General features: G+C 73.2%; 12 protein-coding genes. 9 read left to right on the top strand and 3 right to left on the bottom strand.

The window, feature by feature from the left end; translation table 11 throughout:
- Nucleotide 1: 1 nt before the first annotated feature.
- Genes ABD339_RS30775 through ABD339_RS30745 form a run of 7 tightly spaced genes read left to right on the top strand, consistent with a single transcriptional unit; the run spans nucleotide 2 to nucleotide 12,113 of the window.
- Complete coding sequence (locus tag ABD339_RS30775) at nucleotides 2–5,125, top strand: beta-ketoacyl synthase N-terminal-like domain-containing protein (RefSeq protein ID WP_344570450.1); 5,124 nt, start codon at nucleotides 2–4, stop codon at nucleotides 5,123–5,125.
- Nucleotides 5,126–5,153: 28 nt separating this feature from the next.
- Nucleotides 5,154–6,677: an FAD-dependent monooxygenase gene (locus ABD339_RS30770; protein ID WP_344570449.1), complete on the top strand. Its 1,524-nt coding sequence runs from the start codon at nucleotides 5,154–5,156 to the stop codon at nucleotides 6,675–6,677.
- 55 nt (nucleotides 6,678–6,732) lie between these two features.
- On the top strand, nucleotides 6,733–7,764 hold the full coding sequence (locus ABD339_RS30765; protein ID WP_344570448.1) for a 3-oxoacyl-ACP synthase III family protein: 1,032 nt from the start codon (nucleotides 6,733–6,735) through the stop codon (nucleotides 7,762–7,764).
- 5 nt (nucleotides 7,765–7,769) lie between these two features.
- Nucleotides 7,770–9,857 (top strand): HAD-IIIC family phosphatase, encoded by a 2,088-nt coding sequence (locus ABD339_RS30760; RefSeq protein ID WP_344570447.1) that lies wholly within the window; start codon nucleotides 7,770–7,772, stop codon nucleotides 9,855–9,857.
- Complete coding sequence (locus ABD339_RS30755) at nucleotides 9,854–10,084, top strand: phosphopantetheine-binding protein (RefSeq protein ID WP_344570446.1); 231 nt, start codon at nucleotides 9,854–9,856, stop codon at nucleotides 10,082–10,084. Before ABD339_RS30760 ends, ABD339_RS30755 begins: the two co-directional genes overlap by 4 nt.
- On the top strand, nucleotides 10,081–11,004 hold the full coding sequence (locus ABD339_RS30750; protein WP_344570445.1) for a 2-oxo acid dehydrogenase subunit E2: 924 nt from the start codon (nucleotides 10,081–10,083) through the stop codon (nucleotides 11,002–11,004). Before ABD339_RS30755 ends, ABD339_RS30750 begins: the two co-directional genes overlap by 4 nt.
- Nucleotides 11,001–12,113, top strand: a complete 1,113-nt coding sequence (locus tag ABD339_RS30745; protein WP_344570444.1) for an alpha/beta fold hydrolase — start codon at nucleotides 11,001–11,003, stop codon at nucleotides 12,111–12,113. Before ABD339_RS30750 ends, ABD339_RS30745 begins: the two co-directional genes overlap by 4 nt.
- A 262-nt stretch (nucleotides 12,114–12,375) precedes the next feature.
- Here the strand turns inward: ABD339_RS30745 and ABD339_RS30740 are convergent, their stop codons facing one another.
- The 3 genes from ABD339_RS30740 to ABD339_RS30730 are packed head-to-tail and all read right to left on the bottom strand — an operon-like array spanning nucleotide 12,376 to nucleotide 14,226.
- Nucleotides 12,376–13,149 (bottom strand): AfsR/SARP family transcriptional regulator, encoded by a 774-nt coding sequence (locus ABD339_RS30740; RefSeq protein ID WP_344570443.1) that lies wholly within the window; start codon nucleotides 13,147–13,149, stop codon nucleotides 12,376–12,378.
- Complete coding sequence (locus tag ABD339_RS30735) at nucleotides 13,146–13,937, bottom strand: thioesterase II family protein (protein WP_344570442.1); 792 nt, start codon at nucleotides 13,935–13,937, stop codon at nucleotides 13,146–13,148. Before ABD339_RS30735 ends, ABD339_RS30740 begins: the two co-directional genes overlap by 4 nt.
- A 49-nt stretch (nucleotides 13,938–13,986) precedes the next feature.
- Nucleotides 13,987–14,226 (bottom strand): DUF5988 family protein, encoded by a 240-nt coding sequence (locus tag ABD339_RS30730; RefSeq protein WP_344570441.1) that lies wholly within the window; start codon nucleotides 14,224–14,226, stop codon nucleotides 13,987–13,989.
- 285 nt (nucleotides 14,227–14,511) lie between these two features.
- On the opposite strand from ABD339_RS30730, the gene ABD339_RS33915 reads away from it, so the two are divergent.
- Both ABD339_RS33915 and ABD339_RS30725 read left to right on the top strand, forming a co-directional pair.
- Nucleotides 14,512–15,183 carry a hypothetical protein gene (locus ABD339_RS33915; protein WP_425576152.1) on the top strand — a complete coding sequence of 224 codons (672 nt, stop codon included), beginning with the start codon at nucleotides 14,512–14,514 and terminating at the stop codon, nucleotides 15,181–15,183.
- Nucleotides 15,184–15,501: 318 nt separating this feature from the next.
- A complete protein-coding gene (locus ABD339_RS30725; RefSeq protein ID WP_344570440.1) occupies nucleotides 15,502–18,297 on the top strand; it encodes an ATP-binding protein in 2,796 nt (931 codons plus the stop codon).
- Nucleotides 18,298–18,378 lie beyond the last annotated feature (81 nt).

Here is an 18,378-nt window from a genome sequence, read left to right as displayed (position 1 = left end):
CATGACGGACCGAGACAAGATCGTCGAGTATCTGAAGTGGGTCACGGCCGATCTGCACGAGACCCGGCAACGGCTGGATGAGACCCGGCAGCGGCTGGTGGAGGCCGAGTCGGGGCGGCCGGAGCCGGTCGCGATCGTCGCGATGAGCTGCCGCTATCCGGGCGGGGTGCGCGGCCCGGAGGACCTGTGGCGGCTGGTGCGGGACGGCACCGACGCGGTGGCGGGCTTCCCCACGGGCCGGGGCTGGGACCTGGAGGGGCTCTACGACCCCGACCCGGAGCGGCCCGGCACCTCGTACGCCAAGGAGGGCGGATTCCTCTACGACGCGGACCGCTTCGATGCCGCGTTCTTCGGCATCAGCCCCCGCGAGGCCCTGGCCATCGACCCGCAGCAGCGGCTGCTGCTGGAGACGGCGTGGGAGGCGGTCGAACGCGCGGGCGTCGTACCGGAGTCGCTGCGCGGCAGCCGGACCGGGGTGTTCGCGGGGGTGATGTACGACGACTACGCGGCGCGCCTGTACCCGAACCCGCCGGAGGGCTTCGAGGGGTACCTGGGCAACGGGAGTGCCACGAGTGTCGCTTCGGGCCGGGTCGCCTACACGCTGGGCCTGGAGGGCCCGGCCGTCACCGTGGACACGGCGTGCTCGTCCTCGCTGGTGACGCTGCACCTGGCGGCGCACGCGCTGCGGCGCGGCGAGTGCTCGCTGGCGCTGGCGGGCGGCGTGACGGTGATGGCGACGCCCAGCGTCTTCGTCGAGTTCAGCAGGCAGCGCGGGCTGGCGCCCGACGGGCGGTGCAAGTCGTTCGCCGCGGCGGCCGACGGCACCGGCTGGGGCGAGGGCGTGGGCCTCGTGCTGCTGGAGAAGCTGTCGGACGCGCGGGCCAACGGGCACCCCGTGCTTGCCGTCATCCGGGGCAGCGCCATCAACCAGGACGGCGCCAGCAACGGGCTGACCGCGCCCAACGGGCCCTCCCAGGAGCGGCTCATCCACCAGGCCCTCGACAGCGCCGCGCTGGCGCCCGCCGACATCGACGCCGTCGAGGCGCACGGCACCGGCACCACGTTGGGCGACCCCATCGAGGCGCAGGCGCTGCTGTCCGCCTACGGTTCCCGGCGCCCGGCCGAACGGCCGCTGTGGCTGGGCTCGGTCAAGTCGAATCTGGGCCACACCCAGGCGGCGGCCGGGGTCGCGGGCGTCATCAAGATGGTGCAGGCCATGCGGTACGGCGTGCTGCCCAGGACGCTGCACGTGGACGAGCCGTCCCCGCACGTGGACTGGTCGGCCGGGCACGTCCGGCTGCTCACCGAGAACACGCCCTGGCCCGAGACGGGGCGCCCGCGCCGGGCCGGCGTCTCCTCGTTCGGCATCAGCGGCACCAACGCGCACCTGCTGCTGGAGGCGGCCCCGCAGCCGTCCCCGGCCCAGGCGCTGCCCGGTACGCCCGGGAAGGTGGGCGAGCCGGGTGAACCGGGTGCGTCGGAGGCGTCGGATGCGGCCGTGACGGTCCGGGGGCCGCTGCCGTGGCTGCTCTCGGCGCGGACCGGGCCCGCGCTGCGCGCGCAGGCCGCCCGGCTGCGCGCCCACGTGAGCGAGCGCCCCGGCACGGACGCCGCCGGGATCGCCCGTGCGCTGGCCACCACCCGCTCGCACTTCCCCCACCGCGCGGCGGTCATCGGCGCGGACACCTCCGCGCTGCTGTCCGGGCTGGACGCGCTGGCCGACGGCGCGCCCAGCGCCTCAGTCGTCCGCGACACGGCGGGCGGCGCGAGCGGACGGCTGGCGTTCCTCTTCTCCGGCCAGGGCAGCCAACGGCCGGGCATGGGGCGGGAGTTGTACGAGACGTTCCCGGTGTACGCCGAGGCGTTCGACGCGGCGTGCGCCCACCTGGACCCGCACCTGGACCAGCCGTTGCGTGAGGCCGTCTTCGCGGACAGGGGCACGCCCGGCAGCGCCGTGCTGGACCAGACCCGCTATACGCAGCCCGCGCTGTTCGCGCTGGAGACCGCGCTGTTCCGGCTGGTCACCTCCTGGGGGCTGCGGCCCGATGTGCTCGGCGGCCACTCGGTCGGCGAACTGACGGCCGCGCACGCCGCCGGAGTCCTCTCCCTGCCCGACGCCTGCACCCTGGTCGCGGCCCGCGCCCGGCTGATGCAGCGGGCCGAGGGGCCGGGCGCGATGGTGTCCGTACGCGCGAGCGAGGAGGAGATCCTGGCGTCCCTGGCGGGCGGGGACGGCCGGGTGGCCGTCGCGGCGGTCAACGGCCCGAACTCCTGTGTCCTGTCCGGTGACGAGGACGCCGTACGCGAGCTGGCCGCCGAGTGGAAGGAGCGCGGGCGCCGCACCCGGCAACTCCAGGTCAGCCACGCCTTCCACTCCCCGCACATGGACCCGGTGCTGGCGGAGTTCCGTCAGGTCGCGGCCACGCTCACCTACGAGCCGGCCCGGATCCCGCTGGTCTCCAACCTGACGGGGCGGGCGGCCACCGACGAGGAGCTGACCTCGCCCGACTACTGGACGGCGCACATCCGCCGCACCGTCCGCTTCCTCGACGGCATCCGCACCCTCCAGGGCCAGGGCGTCACCCGCTACCTGGAACTGGGCCCCGACCCCGTACTGACAGCCATGGCCCAGGAGTGCCTTGCCGAGCCCGGCGACGGCGACAGCGACCGCGAGGCCGTCGGCAAGGGGGGTGGCAAGGGGCCCGGTGGGGCGACGCTGGTGCCGCTGCTGCGCGCCCGCCGTCCCGAGGCGCGTACGGCCCTGACGGCGCTGGCCCAACTGCACGTCTCCGGGCACCCCGTGGCCTGGCCGGACTGGTTCGGCGCCTCGGTGCCGCAACCGGCCGGAGCTCCGGGGGCGGCGGGGCCGCCCCCGGAGCTTCCGGTGTACGCGTTCGAGCACAAGAGCTACTGGCTGGAGCGCACCTCGGGCTCCGCTGAATCCGGCCCCGCGGCCGGGGCCGGGGCCCCGGCGGACGCCGCGTTCTGGCAGGCCGTGGACGGCGCCGACCCGGGCGGCCTGGCCGAACTGCTCCAACTCCCCGACGAACAGCGCCAGGCGCTGGGTGCCGTACTGCCCCGCCTCAAGGCGTGGCGCCGACGCGAGACGTGGGGCTACCGCACCTCGTGGGAGCACCTGGGCGAGGCCCCGGCGCAGCCGTTGAAGGGCACCTGGCTGGTGTTCGTCCGCGAAGGGCTCGTACAGGACCGGTTCACGGAGGAGACGTCCGAGGCGCTGGAGAAGCGCGGCGCGCGAGTGCTGCGCGTCCCCGTCCCCGTTCCGGTGGACGCGGCGGCGCCTCCGGAGACGGCCGAACCGGAACCCGGGGCCGGAGCGGGAGCCGCCCGGGAGGCAGGAGCCCAGGCAGGCGCCGGGGCGAGGGCCCATCAGGCTCTGCTGGCGTCGCTGGCACGGGAGTTGGGCAGCGGCGCGAGCACAGTCGGCGGCGTGCTCTCGTTGCTGGCGCTCGGGGCCGACGGGCAGCCGGAACCCTCGGCCGAGGGCACGGACACGCTCTCCCTCACGCTGACCTCGGCGCTGCCCGCCGCGCTGGCGGCGGCCTCGGTACGGGCTCCGGTGTGGGCCGTGACGCGGGGCGCCGTGCAGACCGGGGACAGCGATCCGGTGAGCTGCCCGGCGCACGCACCGCTGTGGGGCCTGGGCCAGGTACTCGCCCGCGCCCACCCGGACACCTGGGGCGGCCTGGTGGACCTGCCGCCGGAGGTGGACCCCCGCGTCATGGAACGTACGGCCCAGCTGCTGGCCGAATCGGGCGGCGAGGACCAACTGGCCCTCCGCGCCGCGTACACAGCGGCCCGCAGGCTGGTGCGCACACCGCTGGCGGGCGCTTCGGATGACCGGCGCGGGCAGCCGCACGGCGCCGTCCTGGTGACCGGTGCGCACACCGCGACCGGCGCGCACGCGGCGCGCAGGCTGGCCCGGGAGAGCGCCCGGGTCCTGCTCCTCGCGGGCACCGCCCCGGCCGGGTCCCCCGCCGTCACCGCGCTGCGCGAGGAACTGGCCGCGCTGGGATGCCGTACCCGGTACGCGATGGCCGACCCCGCCGAGAAGGACGACCGTCCGGCGCTGGCCCGGCTGTTGGGCGAGGCAGCGGACGGGCCGCCGCCGGACCGGGCCCCCCTGGACGGGGCGCCGTTGGACCGAGCACGGGACGCGACGCCGGGCGGCGCCTCGGCGGACGCGGAGGAAGCCGGGGCGGGTGTCGCGCTGACGGGCGTCGTACACGTCGCGGCGCCGGACGAGGGCCCGGCGTACGGAGCGGAGGCGGAGACCGAAGCGGCGGCGGAAGCGCAGGCCGTGGCGCGTCAGGTCGCGGCCGTACGGGCCCTGGAAGAGCTGACCCGGGCCGCCGGGGTCACCGCGTTCGTCACGCTGGCGTGCTCGGCCGACCCCTTCGGCGGGCCCGTACCGGCTGCGCTGGAGGGCCTGGCCCGGAAGCGGCGCGCGGCGGGGCTGCCCGCGCTCGCCGTCACCTGGGGGCCGAGCGACGACGGGAGCGGGGAGCCGTACCCGGGCGGGGAGCCGCACGCGGGCGGCGAGTCCGGGGCCGCCGACGCCGGCGGCCCGCCCGCACCCGGCCGCCCCGGCGCCGAGCCGACGCTCCCCGGGGTCGGGTATACCGCGCCCGCGCTGGCCATGGGTGTGCTCGCCCGGACCGGGGCGCCGGGCGGTGACGCGGCCGTCACCGTGGCCTCCGTCGCATGGGAGCCCTTCCTCGCCGGGCTGCCCGCCGGACGGCAGCACCCCCTGTTCCGGGCGCTGCCCGAGGCACGGGCCACAGTCGAGGGCGCCCAGGGCGACTCGGCAGCCGAAGCGCGGGACGCGCGGCTGCGCGCGCTGCTGCGGGAGGCGTCCGAGGCCGAGCGGCTGCCGCTCCTCCAGGAGGCGGTGCGCGAGCACGCAGCGGCCGTCCTGGGGCTGACGGGCCCCGGGGAGGTCGAGCCCGACCGGGACTTCTTCGAGCTGGGACTGACCTCGTTCGCCGCGCTCGAACTCAGCTCCCGGCTGCGCCCCCTGGGGGTGGAACTGGCGCCGGCGGCGGTCTTCGACCACCCCAGCGCCGCGGCCCTCGCCGAGCACCTGCGCCCCGGACTCCAGCCATGACCGTGCCGCACACCGAAGGAGCCGCTTCATGAACACCCAGGTCGCCATCGCGGGGGCGGGACCCGCCGGGCTGATGCTCGCCTGCGAACTGCGCACGGCGGGCGTGCCCACCGTCGTCTTCGACCCGCTTCCCGAGCCGCGCCGCACCGCGCCGGGCGTGGCCATCAACCCGACCGTCGTCGAACTGCTAGGCCAGCGCGGGGTGATGGAGGCGCTGCGCGCGGACGGCATGGAATTCCGGCAGGCGTTCTTCGCCCACCTCGCGCTCGATCCGGGCAAGCTGCCCGAGGAGCGGGCCTACAACTTCGCCGTGCCGCAGCAGCAGGTCGAGCGGCGCCTGGAGGAGCACGCGGCCAAGCTGGGCGCCGACATCCGGCGCGGCTACCGGATCACGGACCTGGAGCAGGACGAGGAGGGCGTCACGCTCACCGTGGCGGGCCCCGACGGCGCCCGCCACACCGAGCGGTGCGGCTACCTGGCCGGGTGCGACGGGGCGGGCAGCACCGTGCGCGAGCTGCTGGATGTGGGCTTCACCGGCCAGGACTCGCCGTTCTACGGGATCATCGCCGACCTGGACATGACCGAGGAGCTGTTCCCGCACCTGGGCGCCCGCCAGTACGACGAGGGCCTGTTCACCGTGACGCCCACGGGCCCGACGACGCTGCGGGTGCTCACGGGCGAGCTGGGCCGCACACCGCCGGACCCGGAGGCCGAACCGAGCCCGGCGGAACTGCGGGAGCGCGCACGGCACATCACCGGCGCCGATCTCGCACTGGAGAGCCCGCACTGGCTCGGCCGCTGGTTCCACGTCACCCGGCTCGCGGACCGCTACCGGGTGGGCCGGGTCTTCCTGGTGGGCGAGGCGGCGCACGTGCACTTCCCGCTCGGCGGGCAGGCGTTGAGCACCACCGTCGAGGACGCGGTCAACCTGGGCTGGAAGCTGGCGGCGGCCGTCCACGGCCGGGCACCCGAGGGGCTGCTGGACACCTACCACGCCGAGCGGCACCCGGTCGGCGCCCGCGCCTGCCGCACCACGCTCGCGCAGACGGCGCTGATGCACCCCATGGACCGGATCGCGCCGGTGCGCGAACTGCTGGCCGAGCTGATCGGCTATGACGACGTCAACGCGCATCTGGTGCGGCTGGCGGGCGCCTTGGACGTCACCTACCCCGCGGGCTCCGAAGAGGGCGGCACGGCACACCCGTTGACCGGCCGACGTCCGGGGGACGTGCCGCTGGAGACGTCGGAGGGCGCGCGCGGCCTGGCCGAACTGCTGCGACCGGGGCGCGGCGTGGTGGTGGACCTGTCGGGCGGGCTGCTGGGCCTGCGGGGCACCGAGGGCTGGCGGGGCCGCGTGGATGTGGTGATGGCGGAGCCCAGTGCGCACATCGCCGCGACGGGGCTGCTGCTGCGGCCCGACGGGCGGGTGGCGTGGGCGACCGATGACAGCGACGACGAGGGCCTGCGCGCCGCGCTGGAGCGGTGGTTCGGGCAGCCCGCGGACCCGGCCCGGGACGCGGGGCGTTCCAAGGGCGGCGAAGGCCGGGTCTAGGGCGGCTTCAGAGCGCTGCCCGAATCTGGAGATCACACCCTCGGAAGGAACCGGCATGGACGAGCCCGACATCCATATCCTCTCGGTCGGCACCGCGCTGCCCGGCGCGCCCGTCGACAACGCGACCCTGGCCGACCGCTTCAACATGCCCTCGGTATGGGAGTTGTGGATCGACTCCTTCATCGGCACCCGCACCCGGCACTTCGCCCTCGACCTGGAGACGGGCACCATCCGCTATTCGCTGGCCGACCTGGGTGAGACGGCGGCGGCCAAGGCGCTCCAGGGGGCGGGGCTGCGCGCTGCGGACGTGGATGTGATGGTGCTGGGCACCGCGTCCCCCGACATGCTGATGCCCGCGACGGTCAACCTCATCGCCGACCGGCTGGGCATCGACGATGTGCCGACCTTCCAGCTCCAGTCAGGTTGCAGCGGCGCGGTGCAGGCTTTGGACGTGGCACACAAAATGCTGCTGTCGGGCCGGTACCGCAACGCGCTGGTGCTGGGCGCGGAGAACTGCGCCAAGCACATCGACCTCTCCACCGACGCCGCGTCGCTCCCCACCTCCGAGCAGGTCAACGGGGTGCTGTTCGGGGACGGCGCCGGCGCCGTGGTGCTCAGCACCGAGCCCCGGCCCGGCACGGCCGTCCTGCGGCACGTGTTCTTGCGGCTGGTGGGGCTGGGCCGGGCGCCGGGACAGACCGTGGAGTGGTTCGGGCGCGGGGACCGCGACTCGGACCGGCAGCCGATCAGTGAGGACTACAAGGCCATCGAGCAGTCGGTGCCCTCGATGGCGGCCGAGACGCTGGAGGAGATGCTGGAGGCGCTGGACTGGAAGGAGACCGACATCGACTATCTCCTGCCGCCGCAGCTCTCGGGCACCATGACCGAGAAGATCACCGAGCGGCTGGATGTGCCCAGCGCCCAGGAGATCAGCTGTGTGGTCGATATCGGCAACACCGGCAACGCGCTGCCCTTCTTCCAGCTGGAGCGGGCGCTGCCCCGGATGACCACCGGGGACCGCACGGTCGGCATCGCCATCGAGTCCAGCAAGTGGATCAAAGCGGGCTTCGCACTGGAGGTGTGCTGAGCGGCATGGCCACCACAGCATCCACCCCCGGGGCGGGCGCCGGAGCGAGCGCGGGGACGGACACCGGCGCGGGCACCGGAGCCGAGGCCGGAGCCGGGGCCGCTATCGCCCCGGTCCCGCCCGCCGCCGCGCTCCGGGCGCTTCAGGCCGCCGGGCGGCTGGCCGGGGAGTATCCGCGCGTCAAAGAGCTGCTCGCCACCGCGACCGGGCCTGAACTGAGCGCGGCCGGGCAGCTGTTGACCCGCCTGGACCCGGACGCGGTCACCGCGGCGCACCCCCGGGTGCCCGCGCTGACCGTGGCCGTCACCGGGCACGGCACCCTCTCGGGCCTGCTGCCGGCGCTCACCGGGGAGCTGGCCCGGCACGGCATCCTGCTGCGGCCCCGCGTGACGGACTTCGACAGCTACGTCTTCGAGCTGGGCGACCCGGCCAGTGAGCTGTACGCGGGCGCACCGGACCTGGTCACCTGCGTGCTCGATCCGGCTGTGGTCTTCGACGAGGTGCCGGCGCCGTGGCGCCCCGGGGATGTCGAGCGGGTCCTGGGCCAGAAGCTGGACCTGATCGAGGGCCTGGCCCGGCGCTTCGGGGAGAGCTGCGGCGGCACCCTCGTCCTCAACACCCTCCCGCTGCCCCGGCGTTACGCGGCGCAGCTGGTGGGCCTGCGGGCCCGTGCCCGGCTGGGGGCCGTCTGGCGGGAGGCGGGGGCGCGGCTGCTGCGGCTGGGCGAGACGTACCCGTCCGTGCTGGTGATCGACCTGGATCCGCTGCTCGCCGAGGAGGGCGCCGCCGCCGACACCCGGCTGAGCGTCTACGCCAAGGCACACCTGTCCCCCGGGCTGCTGGCCCGGTACGCGCGGGAGGTCGGCCACCTGGCACGGCACCTGACGGGCCGTACGAAGAAGGTGCTCGCCTTGGACCTGGACAACACGGTGTGGGGCGGAGTGCTGGGCGAGGACGGGCCCGAGGGCATCGAGGTCGAGCCGGCCGACGGCTACCGGGGGGCGGCCTTCCACGCCTTCCAGCGGGTCGCCGGACAGCTGGCCGCGCAGGGCGTGCTGCTGGTGGCGGCGAGCAAGAACGACCCCGAGCCGGTGCGCGAGGTGCTGCGCGACCACCCGGGAATGCTGCTGCGCGAGGCGGACTTCGTACGGGTGGCGGCCGGCTGGGGGCCCAAGCCCGAGGCGCTCCGGGAGACGGCGGACGCGCTCGGCCTGGGCGTGGACAGCTTCGTCTTCGTGGACGACAGCCCCTACGAGTGCGGCCTGGTGCGGCACGCGCTGCCCGAGGTGACGGTCGTCCCCGTTGACGACGAGCCGGCGCTGCATCTGGAGAAGCTGCTGCGCGACGGCTGGTTCGACGTACGGGAGGTGACCGACGACGACCGGGGCCGGGCCGTGCGCTACCGCGACGAGCTGGTGCGCAAGGACTTCCTGGACACCTTCGACTCACTGGCGGACTATCTGCGCGAGCTGCGGGTGAGTGTGCGGGTGGCTCCGGCCGGGCCCGAGGATGTGGCCCGGGTCTCCCAACTGACGCTGCGCACCAACCAGTTCAATTTGACCACGCACCGCCTCCAGCCCGCCGAGGTGCGGGAGCTGTGCGCGGGGGACGACACGCGGGTGCTCACCGTCCGCTCCGGCGACCGCTTCGGGGACAACGGGCTGGTCGGCGCGGTCTTCCTGCGCCGCGCCCAGGGCACCGTCCACATCGACAACTTCCTGCTCAGCTGCCGCGTGTTCGCCCGGGGCATCGAGCAGGCGTGCCTGGCCTCAGTGCTGCGGCGGGCCCGCGCGGAAGGCGCCGGGGAGGTGGTGGCTGCCTACCGCAAGAGTGCCAAGAACGCGAAGGTCGCGGACTTCTACGTCCGCAACGGCTTCACACCCGTCGAGGACGACGGCACCACGGCCACCTTCCGGCACCTGCTGGAGCCCGTGCCCGAACCGCCCGCGCACGTGCGGCTGACCGAAGAGTACGAGGACGGCCGAGAGCCCGGGGACGGCCCTGCGGGCGGCCCCGGAAGCGACCCAGAGAGCGATCCCGGAAGCAGTCCCGAGAGGGATCCCCACAGCGACCCCGAAAGGAACGCGCCGTGACGACATTCGAGGACTTCATGGCCCTCGTCAGGACCGAGGTGGGCCTGCCGCTCACCGACGAGGACGCGCACCTCCCCTTCGACCAGCTGCCCGAGTGGGACTCCCTGCTGCTGGTCACCCTGCTGTCCGCGCTGGAGCGCGCCACCGGGCGGCGGGTCTCGCTGCCCGACGTACTCCAGGCCGCCTGCCTGCACGACATCTACGCGCTGGTGGCGGTGCCGGCGTGAGCGGCGCCGAGCGCGCGCGGGGCGCCCCGGTGGCCCGGCAGCGACGCCACACGCTGTACTTCCTGGACGAGATCAAGGCGTTCGCGCCGGTCTTCCTCGACACGGACGTGGACATGAGCGCGGTGCGCGCCCACGGCGCGGCCACCGTGGCGGGCGGGCTGCGCGAGCGCCCGTACTCGACGGTGACGTACGTGCTGCACGCGGCGGCGCGGGTGCTGGCCCGGCATCCGGAGGCGAACGCGGCGATACGCGGCCGTCGGCGGCCCCGGGTGGCGCGCTTCGCCACCGTCGCGGGGAAGGTGACGCTGGACAAGACGCTGGAGGGGCGCCGGGTGGTGCTCTCCGCCGTCCTGCCCGGACTGGAGAGCCAGGAACTCGCCGGTATACAGCGGCAGATCGACCACTACCGGCACGGGGACCCGGACACGATGCGGGAGTTCGCCGCCGTCCGCACCCTGCACCGGCTGCCCTGGCCCCTGGGACCGCTGGCCTACCGGCTGGGCACCCGCCCGCTGGCGCGCCGCGCGGGCACCAACGGGACCTTCGCGGTGACCTCGCTGGGACACCGCGCGGTCAACGGCTTCTACTCGGTGGGCGGTACGACGCTCACCTTCGGCCTGGGCCGGGTCGCCGAGCGGCCCGTGGTGCGGGACGGAGAGCTGGCGACGGCGCCGCTGCTGCCACTGAGCATGACCTTCGACCACCGGGTCATCGACGGCGCGGAGGCGGCCGACGTGCTCGGCGAACTCAAGGAAGCGCTGGAGGACTTCACCGCCCCGACGGACGAGGACGCGGTCGAGGACGCACGCGAGGGGGCACGCTCCGGGGAGAGGCACCCGGCGCACGGGGCGGAGGCGGGAAACAGGGCGGACGCGGCGGGCAGGACCGGCGCGCGGGCCGGGGAGCGGGTGACGCCGTGAACGACCTCGCCGAACTGAAGGAATTCGTGGTCGTGCACGCGCGCGGCCAGCGGATCACCGACTACCGCGGGCTGCTGGACCGTATCCACACCGACGAGGGCGGCGGCCCCGGTTCCTGGGCGGGCGAGTGGAGCGCGGTGGGACGGCGGCTGATCGAGCGGGACATGCCGCTGGAGGCGTGCCGCTACTTCGCCATGGCGCGCTTCCCGTTCGTGGACGGGCCCGCCCGGCAGGAGGCTCAGCACGCCTGTGTGGACGCCTTCGACCAGTGGCGCTCCGCCCGCCCGGCGCTGGGGATCGAAAGCCTGGAGGCCGAGCTGCCCGAGGGCCGGATGCGCTGCTGGGCGGCGGGGCTGGACGCCGCGGCGCCCCGCCCGCTCCTGGTGATCATGGGCGGCATCGTCTCCGTCAAGGAGCTGTGGGCGCCGGTGCTCGCCTCGGTGCGGCACCTGGGGATGTCGGCGATCGTGGCCGAACTGCCCGGGATCGGGGAGAACCCGCTGCGCTACGGACCGAAGAGTTCCCGGATGCTGTCGGGGCTGCTCGACGCCGTCGCGGACCGGGCCGATGTCTCCCGTACGTACGCGCTGGCCCTCAGCTTCAGCGGGCATCTGGCGCTGGGCTGCGCGGCGGAGGACTCCCGGATCCGGGGTGTGGTGACGGCGGGCGCGCCGGTCAGCGCCTTCTTCCGGGACCGCGAGTGGCACCGCACGGTGCCCCGGGTCACGATCGATGCCCTGGCCCGGCTGCGCGGTCTCGACTCCCGCGACCGGGATGACGTGCTGGGATCCATGGGGGAGTTCGCGCTCGACGAGGCCGTACTGGAAGGGCTGCGGATCCCGGTGCGCTGTGTGGTCAGCGGCCGGGACGAGATCATTCCGGCGGCGGACCCGGCGGCGCTGCGCCGCCATGTGCGCGATGTGGGGCTGCTGGCCATCGACGATGTGCACGGCTCACCCGGCCATACGGCCGAGACCCGCATGTGGTGCCTACGGGCGCTCACGCGGATGCGTGGCCTGCGGGGGCCGAAGGCTGCCGCGGTGGGGCTGGCCTGGCGGGGAATGTGGGCGCGCCGTCGGCTGGGCGAGGCGCTGGGTACCGGCCGCTGAGGGGTCCGCCCCGGGGCGGGGCCGGTGGAGAGGGCCCGCGGGGGATGCCGCCGTGGGCGGGGGTGCCGATACCGGCCCCACGGGCGGCTGTGCGACATCTCGTCGCCTTGCTTGGCTTGCTCGGCCTACTTGCCTTGCCTACTCGCCTTGTGTTGCTGTGGCGCTGCGTTGCCGACGTGCGGTGTGCCGTGCTGCCGGCCGGGTCACCGGGGGACGGCCCGCGTGCGTCCCGTGCACGGGGCCTGCCGGTGCCGTGGTCAGATCAGGCCGGCGCGGCGTGGAAGTCCAGTCTGTCGTCCGCCGCCAGGATCGCGTGGTGCAGGTTCCGCAGGGCTCTGCACGGCTCCACGGCCAGCTCGTCGTGCAGGAGACTGCGCGCCGTCTGGTAGACGTGCAGCGCGTCGGCCTGCCGCTCCGAGCGGTACAGGGCCAGCATCAGCTGCCGGTAGAACGCCTCCCGCAGGGGGTGCTCCACCGTCAGCGAGTAGAGCCTGCCGACCATTTCGCGGTGTCGGCCCACCTCCAGGTACAGGTCGGCCAGCATCTCCAGGCACTCCAGCCGGGTCTCGGCCAGCCACGCGACGAATCCCCCGATGACCGCGCCGCTGCGCAGGTCACCGAAGACGGCGCCCCGCCACAGCGACAGGGCGGCCTCCAGGGTCTCCAGCGCTTCCTCGTGCTGCCGCTCGCGGGCCAGGGTGCGTCCCTTGTCCGCCAGGTGCAGGAAGGACTGGAAGTCGATCTCGTCGGTGCCCCGGTGCAGGAGGTAGCCGGTGGGTCGGGTGACCACCGGGTTGCCGGGGCGGTTCTCCCTGCTGAGGAACTTGCGCAGCTGGGAGATGTAGACGTGCAGTCCCGCCGTGGCGCGCCGGGGGATCTGGTCGCCCCAGACCTCGTTGATGAGCTGTTCGGAGGTGACGACCTGGTCGGCCTTGATCAGCAGGACGGCCAGTACGGTCTCGATCTTGCGGGCGCCTATGGCGGACGTGTGGTCGCCGTCGATCACGCGCAGTGGGCCCAGTGTCTCGTACTTCACGAGCTGCTCCCTTCGAACTCCCAGGCCGGGAAGGTCTGCCGGAGGGCGGCGGTGACCGTCGCGGTGACCTCCGGCCACTGTTCGCTGAGGTAGAAGTGGCCGCCGGGCAGCACCCGCAGGGCGAAGGGTCCGGTGGTGTGCTCGCGCCAGGCGTCCGCGTCGTCGGTCCCGACCTTGGGGTCGGCGTCCCCGACGAGGGCGGTGACGGGGCAGGAGAGCGCGGTCCCGGGGGTGTGCGTGTAGGTCTCGATGGCCCGGTAGTCGTTCCTGGTGGCGGTGAGGACGGCGGCCTTCAGTTCCTCGTCGTCGAGGAGCCTGCGGTCGGTGCCGCCGACCCGGAGCAGTTCGGCCAGGATGCCCTCGTCGTCGCGGCGGTGCACGTCACCGCGTACGCCCCGCGACGGAGCCGAGCGGCCCGAGGCGAACAGCCATACGGGGGCGGGTGCGCCGCCTTGCCGCTCGCACCGGCCGGCGACCTCGTAGGCGAGGACGGCGCCCATGCTGTGGCCGAAGAAGGCGTAGGGGCGGTCGGTCCAGCCGCCGAGCGCCTCGTGGACGCGGTCGGCGAGTTCGCTGATGGTCGGGATGTGCGGTTCCTGGCGGCGGTCCTGGCGGCCGGGGTATTGCACGGCGAGCACTTCCACGCCGGGTGCGAGGCCCTGCGCCATGGGGAAGTAGTAGCTCGCCGACCCGCCCGCGTGCGGAAAGCACACCAGTCTCACGTGACTCTCAGGGCAGACCCGGAATCGTCTGACCCACCTGTCCCTTTCTTCTGCGGATACCGTCATGATGTGCTCCTCCCCGTGGTGCGCTGCAATTCCCCGTGAGCGCTGAACACTATTCGGCGATCTTCGTCCGCATGGTCCACCGGAAGACGACGGGTGTGTTCCCCTCGCGCTCGGTGTCCGGTGTCACGAGTTCGAAGTGTTCGTAGCCGCCGCGATGGGCGATCTTCACTATCCCGTCATTAATGAGACCTTGACGGACTCTTGTTGTCTCCGGGATTTCGACGGGTCCTCCGGTGAGCTGTACCTCGACCGCGGACTCCTCCGAGGCTTCTCGGTGTATTCCGGTCATCGCAAACACCCTCCATCCGGGGCATTGACGCATTTCCTTCGATACTCACGTACCCCACCACGTGCGAGGAACCCGTAACCACCCCCCTATGGATCAAGTGTCCCCCTAGGGGCCCCGATTGCCGAACAGAAGCGGACCCAAAGCGTCCGCAAAGAGGGTTCCGGGATACGAGACAGTACGGCGGAGGCACCGGACAGGGCCTGATGCCGACCCCTATCCGAAGCAAACGGAACCATTGCGTCAGCACGCGCTGTGGACGGGTCCAGCACAAGAGGGCAGAATGCGATGCGCTTCGGGAGCCGGAAAGGGGAACGGCACGTGATTGCACGCCAGTTACTGCCGTCCGGCATGCCTGGTGCGGAGTGCGCGGAGGCCGGTCCCGGAGGGGGCGCGCGATCCGGTAGCGCGCGCCGTCCGGGCGCGGAAGGCTCCTTCCGCAGTGCGGGCGAGCGGCGCAGAGCGGTATCCCGGAGCGGTCAGGTGTGCGCCCGCGTGGCGCCGGACGGAGCGGACGGCCCCCCTGTGCGCCCGCTGTGCCACCAAAGGGGAGCACCCCCGTGGTCCGCGTCCTTGACCGGCAGCATCACCCACCGTCAGGACCGTCCCGCTCACGTCGCGGACGGAACCGCTGACTTCACCGCGCCCGGCCCCGGGACCTGGGTACATCCGGCACCGCCGCGGGCCGTGCCCGGCACACCGGCCGCGCGCCCAGGCCGGACCTGGTGGCCGCCCCGGCGGCGGCTGTTCGACCGCGGCCGGGTGGCGGTGCGGCTGCCCGGCGGCGAACCGGGGGGCGGCGGCTCTTCGGGCGCGGGACCCGGCCTTTTCGTCGGGCGCTGCGGGCCGCCCGACGGAGAGACCGGGGCCCGGCCCCCGCACGCGGGACCGTCGCACGCCGGGCCGCCGATTCGAAAAAGACTGGTTCCCACTGCCTCGGTCACCTTCTGGCGGATATGAGCTCAACCCACAGTTCACACCACGCGCCCAGTTCTGAAACATACTGTCAGCAATGGTGGTTGGCTGGGGGCTATCTTGGGATACATACGGTCACGTGCCATACTTACCGAAGCGGGCCAGGACTACACGGGGGTGAAGCACTGGCACTACACAGAACCGCATTCCCTTTCTGGGCGTCATGAGCCACGAATGCGCGGGACAGTTGGGCATGTTCGAACGGCCGGGTCGGGCCGGGATGCCCACCGCCTCGCCAAGGTAGCAGCAACCGGTGTGTGAACTACGCATGCCCGGATGACGACGGGGACACTTGGGAGAACGGTGGAAAGGAATACGGAGTACGAACTTTTAAGGTCGCATTTCTCGAAGTGTCTGGAAGGAAACGGCGCTGTCATTGTCGTCAGCGGTTCGGTCGCCTCGGGAAAGACAACACTGCTGCACTCCTTCGGGGAACACGCGATCGGGCAAGGTGCCGCCTTTCTCGACGCCACGGCTTCCCGGTCGGAGCAGGACCAGCCTCTCAGTGTGATCGGGCAATTGCTGCACAGTGGCACGCCCTCCCACGATGAGGCGGAACGCCACAAACGGCTTCTGGTCCACGCCGTTTCCACGGTGGAACCCCCCGCCTTCCTGCCGCCCCCGGGCAGAGGCGGCGCCGATGTACGGGCACGGCGCGAGCTGGCGAATATCTTCTTCGAGCGGGCCCAGTCGGCGCCGCTCATCATCGGTGTCGACGACGCGCATTACATGGACCAGCACTCCCTGGAGTGCCTGCTCTTTCTCATCCGGCGCCTGCGGTCCTCCCGCATTCTGCTCGTGCTCAACGAGAGCAGCCGCGTCCCGCAGGGCTACCAGTGGTTCCAGGCCGAAGTGTCCCGGCAGCCCTTCACCCGCATCATGCGGATGAATCCGCTCTCCCGGCGCGACGTCTTCCGGATGATCGCCGCCACCCTGGGCGAAGCGCACGCCGACCAGTACGCCGGGATATGGCACCACATCAGCGGCGGCAGCCCGCTGCTGATGCGCGCACTTCTGGAGGACCAGCAGGCGGCGGCCCTCGACCCGCTGCTGGAAGCGCCTCCGGGCCCCGCGTTCCACCAGGCGGTGTCCAACTGCCTGCACAGGTGCGGGGATGCCGTACTGGCCGTCGCCCAGGGCCTGGCCGTCCTCGCCGACGGCGACCCCACCTCCGCCGTGGAGGAGATCCTGGGCGAGAGCCACGCCACGGTCGCGCAGTGCGTCGATGTCCTCAACTCCGCCGGGCTGCTGGAGGGCACCGGGTTCCGGCACAAGGCGACCCGCTCCGCCGTACTGGACACCCTCTCCCCCGGCGAGCGCTCCCGACTGCACGCGGACGCCGCACGGCAGTTGCACACACTCGGCGCCAGCGCCGTGGCCCAGGCCCGCCATCTGATCGCCGGAGACCCGGTGAGCGAGCCGTGGGTGACCGAGACCCTGCTGGAGGCCGCCGACCAGGCCGTGGACGAGGGGCGGGTGTATCTGGCGGCCGACTGCCTGCGGCTCGCCCAGGAGGGGTGCACCGACGAACGGATGCTCGCCACGGTCAAGGCCGCGCTCGTGCACGTCGAGTGGCAGCTCGATCCGGCCGTGGCCGGGCGCTATCTCCCGGAGCTGACCCGCGCCGTGTGGCAGGACAAGCTGGCCGTGCCGGCCGTCTTGTCGGTGGTCTCCCAGCTGGTGTGGTCGGGCGACATCGAACAGGCCAAGGAGGTCTTCGACGCCGTCGAGCGCGGTGAGATCGGCACCCAACTGCCGGAGGCAGGCCACGAGGAGGCGCTGACGCTCACCCACGCCTGGATGTGCTGCGCGTTCCCGGAGCTGCTGGGCAGGCTGTCCCCCGCCGAGGGTGCGCGGCCCCGCAACACCACCGGCATGGCGGCGCTGGCTCTCAGCTCCGTCCTCAAGGGCGAGGCGGACGGCACCCTCGTCACCGAGGCCGAGGAGGTCCTCCAGCGCTCCCGCCTCGACGGCCGCTCCCTCGGCCCGGCGGCGGCGGCCCTGGCTGCGCTGGTCCTCAGCGGGCGGCTGCGCACGGCGGCCCACTGGTGCGACGCGCTCCTCCAGGAGGCGACCGAGCGCAACGCGCCCATGTGGCGCGCCCTCCTGCTGGCCACCAGGGCACATGTGGACATGCGCTGGGGGATGCTGGACGCGGCGGAGCGCTCGGCGCAGGTCGCGCTGGACATCGCGCCGCCGGGCGGCTGGGGGGTGCTGCTCGGGCTGCCGCTGGCGAGTCTGGTCTCGGCGATGGTCGCCAAGGGCCGGTGCCGGGAGGCGGAGAAATACCTGCGGGTGCCGGTCCCGGCCGCGATGTTCCAGACGCCCTTCGGCCTGGACTACCTCCAGGCGCGGGCCCAGTACTTCGCCGCCGTCGGGCAGACCTCGGCCGCACTGGGGGACCTGCACAGATGCGGCGAGCTGATGGACAAGTGGCACCTGGAGCTGCCCGCGCTCGTGCCGTGGCGGGTGCGCGCCGCGGAACTGTCACTGGAGATGGGCCGGGTCCAGGAATCCCGCGACCAGGCCGAGGAGCAGCTGGCGCGGCTGCGCCCCGAGGAGTACCGGGCCCGTGGCATGGCGCTGCGGGTGCTGGCCGCCACCAGCGCTCCCGAGCAACGGCTGCCGCTGCTACGGGAGTCGGCGGAGCTGCTGGTGAAATCCGGGGACTGCTATGAGCAGGCCCGGACCATGACGGCGCTCAAGCGCATGTGCCAGGAGCTGGGCTGGCTGGAGCAGGCCCGCAAGCTGGAGAGCCGGATCGCCGAACTCTCCTCGAAGTACGGCTTCGTGCCGCCGGCGGAGGCCCCCGAGCGGGAGGACCCCCTGACGGCGCCGGTCGCAGCCTCACTGCCCCCGGCCCCCTCCCTCGCGCCCTCGCACACCGACCACGAACTCGTCCGGGATCTCACCGAAGCGGAGCTGCGCGTTGCCGTACTGGCCGCCCAACGGCATACCAACACCCAGATCGCGAAGACCCTCTTCATCACCGTCAGCACGGTGGAGCAGCATCTGACACGGGTCTACCGCAAGCTGCGGGTGAGCAACAGGGCCGATCTGTCACTGGAGTTGCTGCTCCGCTCGGTCGATCACCCGTAGGGTCTCTCGTGTGGATCTTCGTGGATCGGGCCGCGGCGTCGGATGCGGTGCCTCGCAAGGCGGAGGAGCTTCCTCGTACTG

The sequence above is a fragment of the Streptomyces axinellae genome (genome assembly GCF_039532135.1).
Lineage (GTDB): Bacteria > Actinomycetota > Actinomycetes > Streptomycetales > Streptomycetaceae > Streptomyces > Streptomyces axinellae.
This window is presented reverse-complemented; position numbering and strand designations above follow the sequence as displayed.

Bases quoted from the DNA above. Each gene is read 5' to 3' on its own strand.
- ABD339_RS30775 (WP_344570450.1), top strand. From the start codon at position 2: ATGACGGACCGAGACAAGATCGTCGAGTATCTGAAGTGGGTCACGGCC.
- ABD339_RS30770 (WP_344570449.1), top strand. From the start codon at position 5,154: ATGAACACCCAGGTCGCCATCGCGGGGGCGGGACCCGCCGGGCTGATG.
- ABD339_RS30765 (WP_344570448.1), top strand. From the start codon at position 6,733: ATGGACGAGCCCGACATCCATATCCTCTCGGTCGGCACCGCGCTGCCC.
- ABD339_RS30760 (WP_344570447.1), top strand. From the start codon at position 7,770: ATGGCCACCACAGCATCCACCCCCGGGGCGGGCGCCGGAGCGAGCGCG.
- ABD339_RS30735 (WP_344570442.1), bottom strand. From the start codon at position 13,937: ATGACGGTATCCGCAGAAGAAAGGGACAGGTGGGTCAGACGATTCCGG.
- ABD339_RS30730 (WP_344570441.1), bottom strand. From the start codon at position 14,226: ATGACCGGAATACACCGAGAAGCCTCGGAGGAGTCCGCGGTCGAGGTA.
- ABD339_RS33915 (WP_425576152.1), top strand. From the start codon at position 14,512: ATGCGCTTCGGGAGCCGGAAAGGGGAACGGCACGTGATTGCACGCCAG.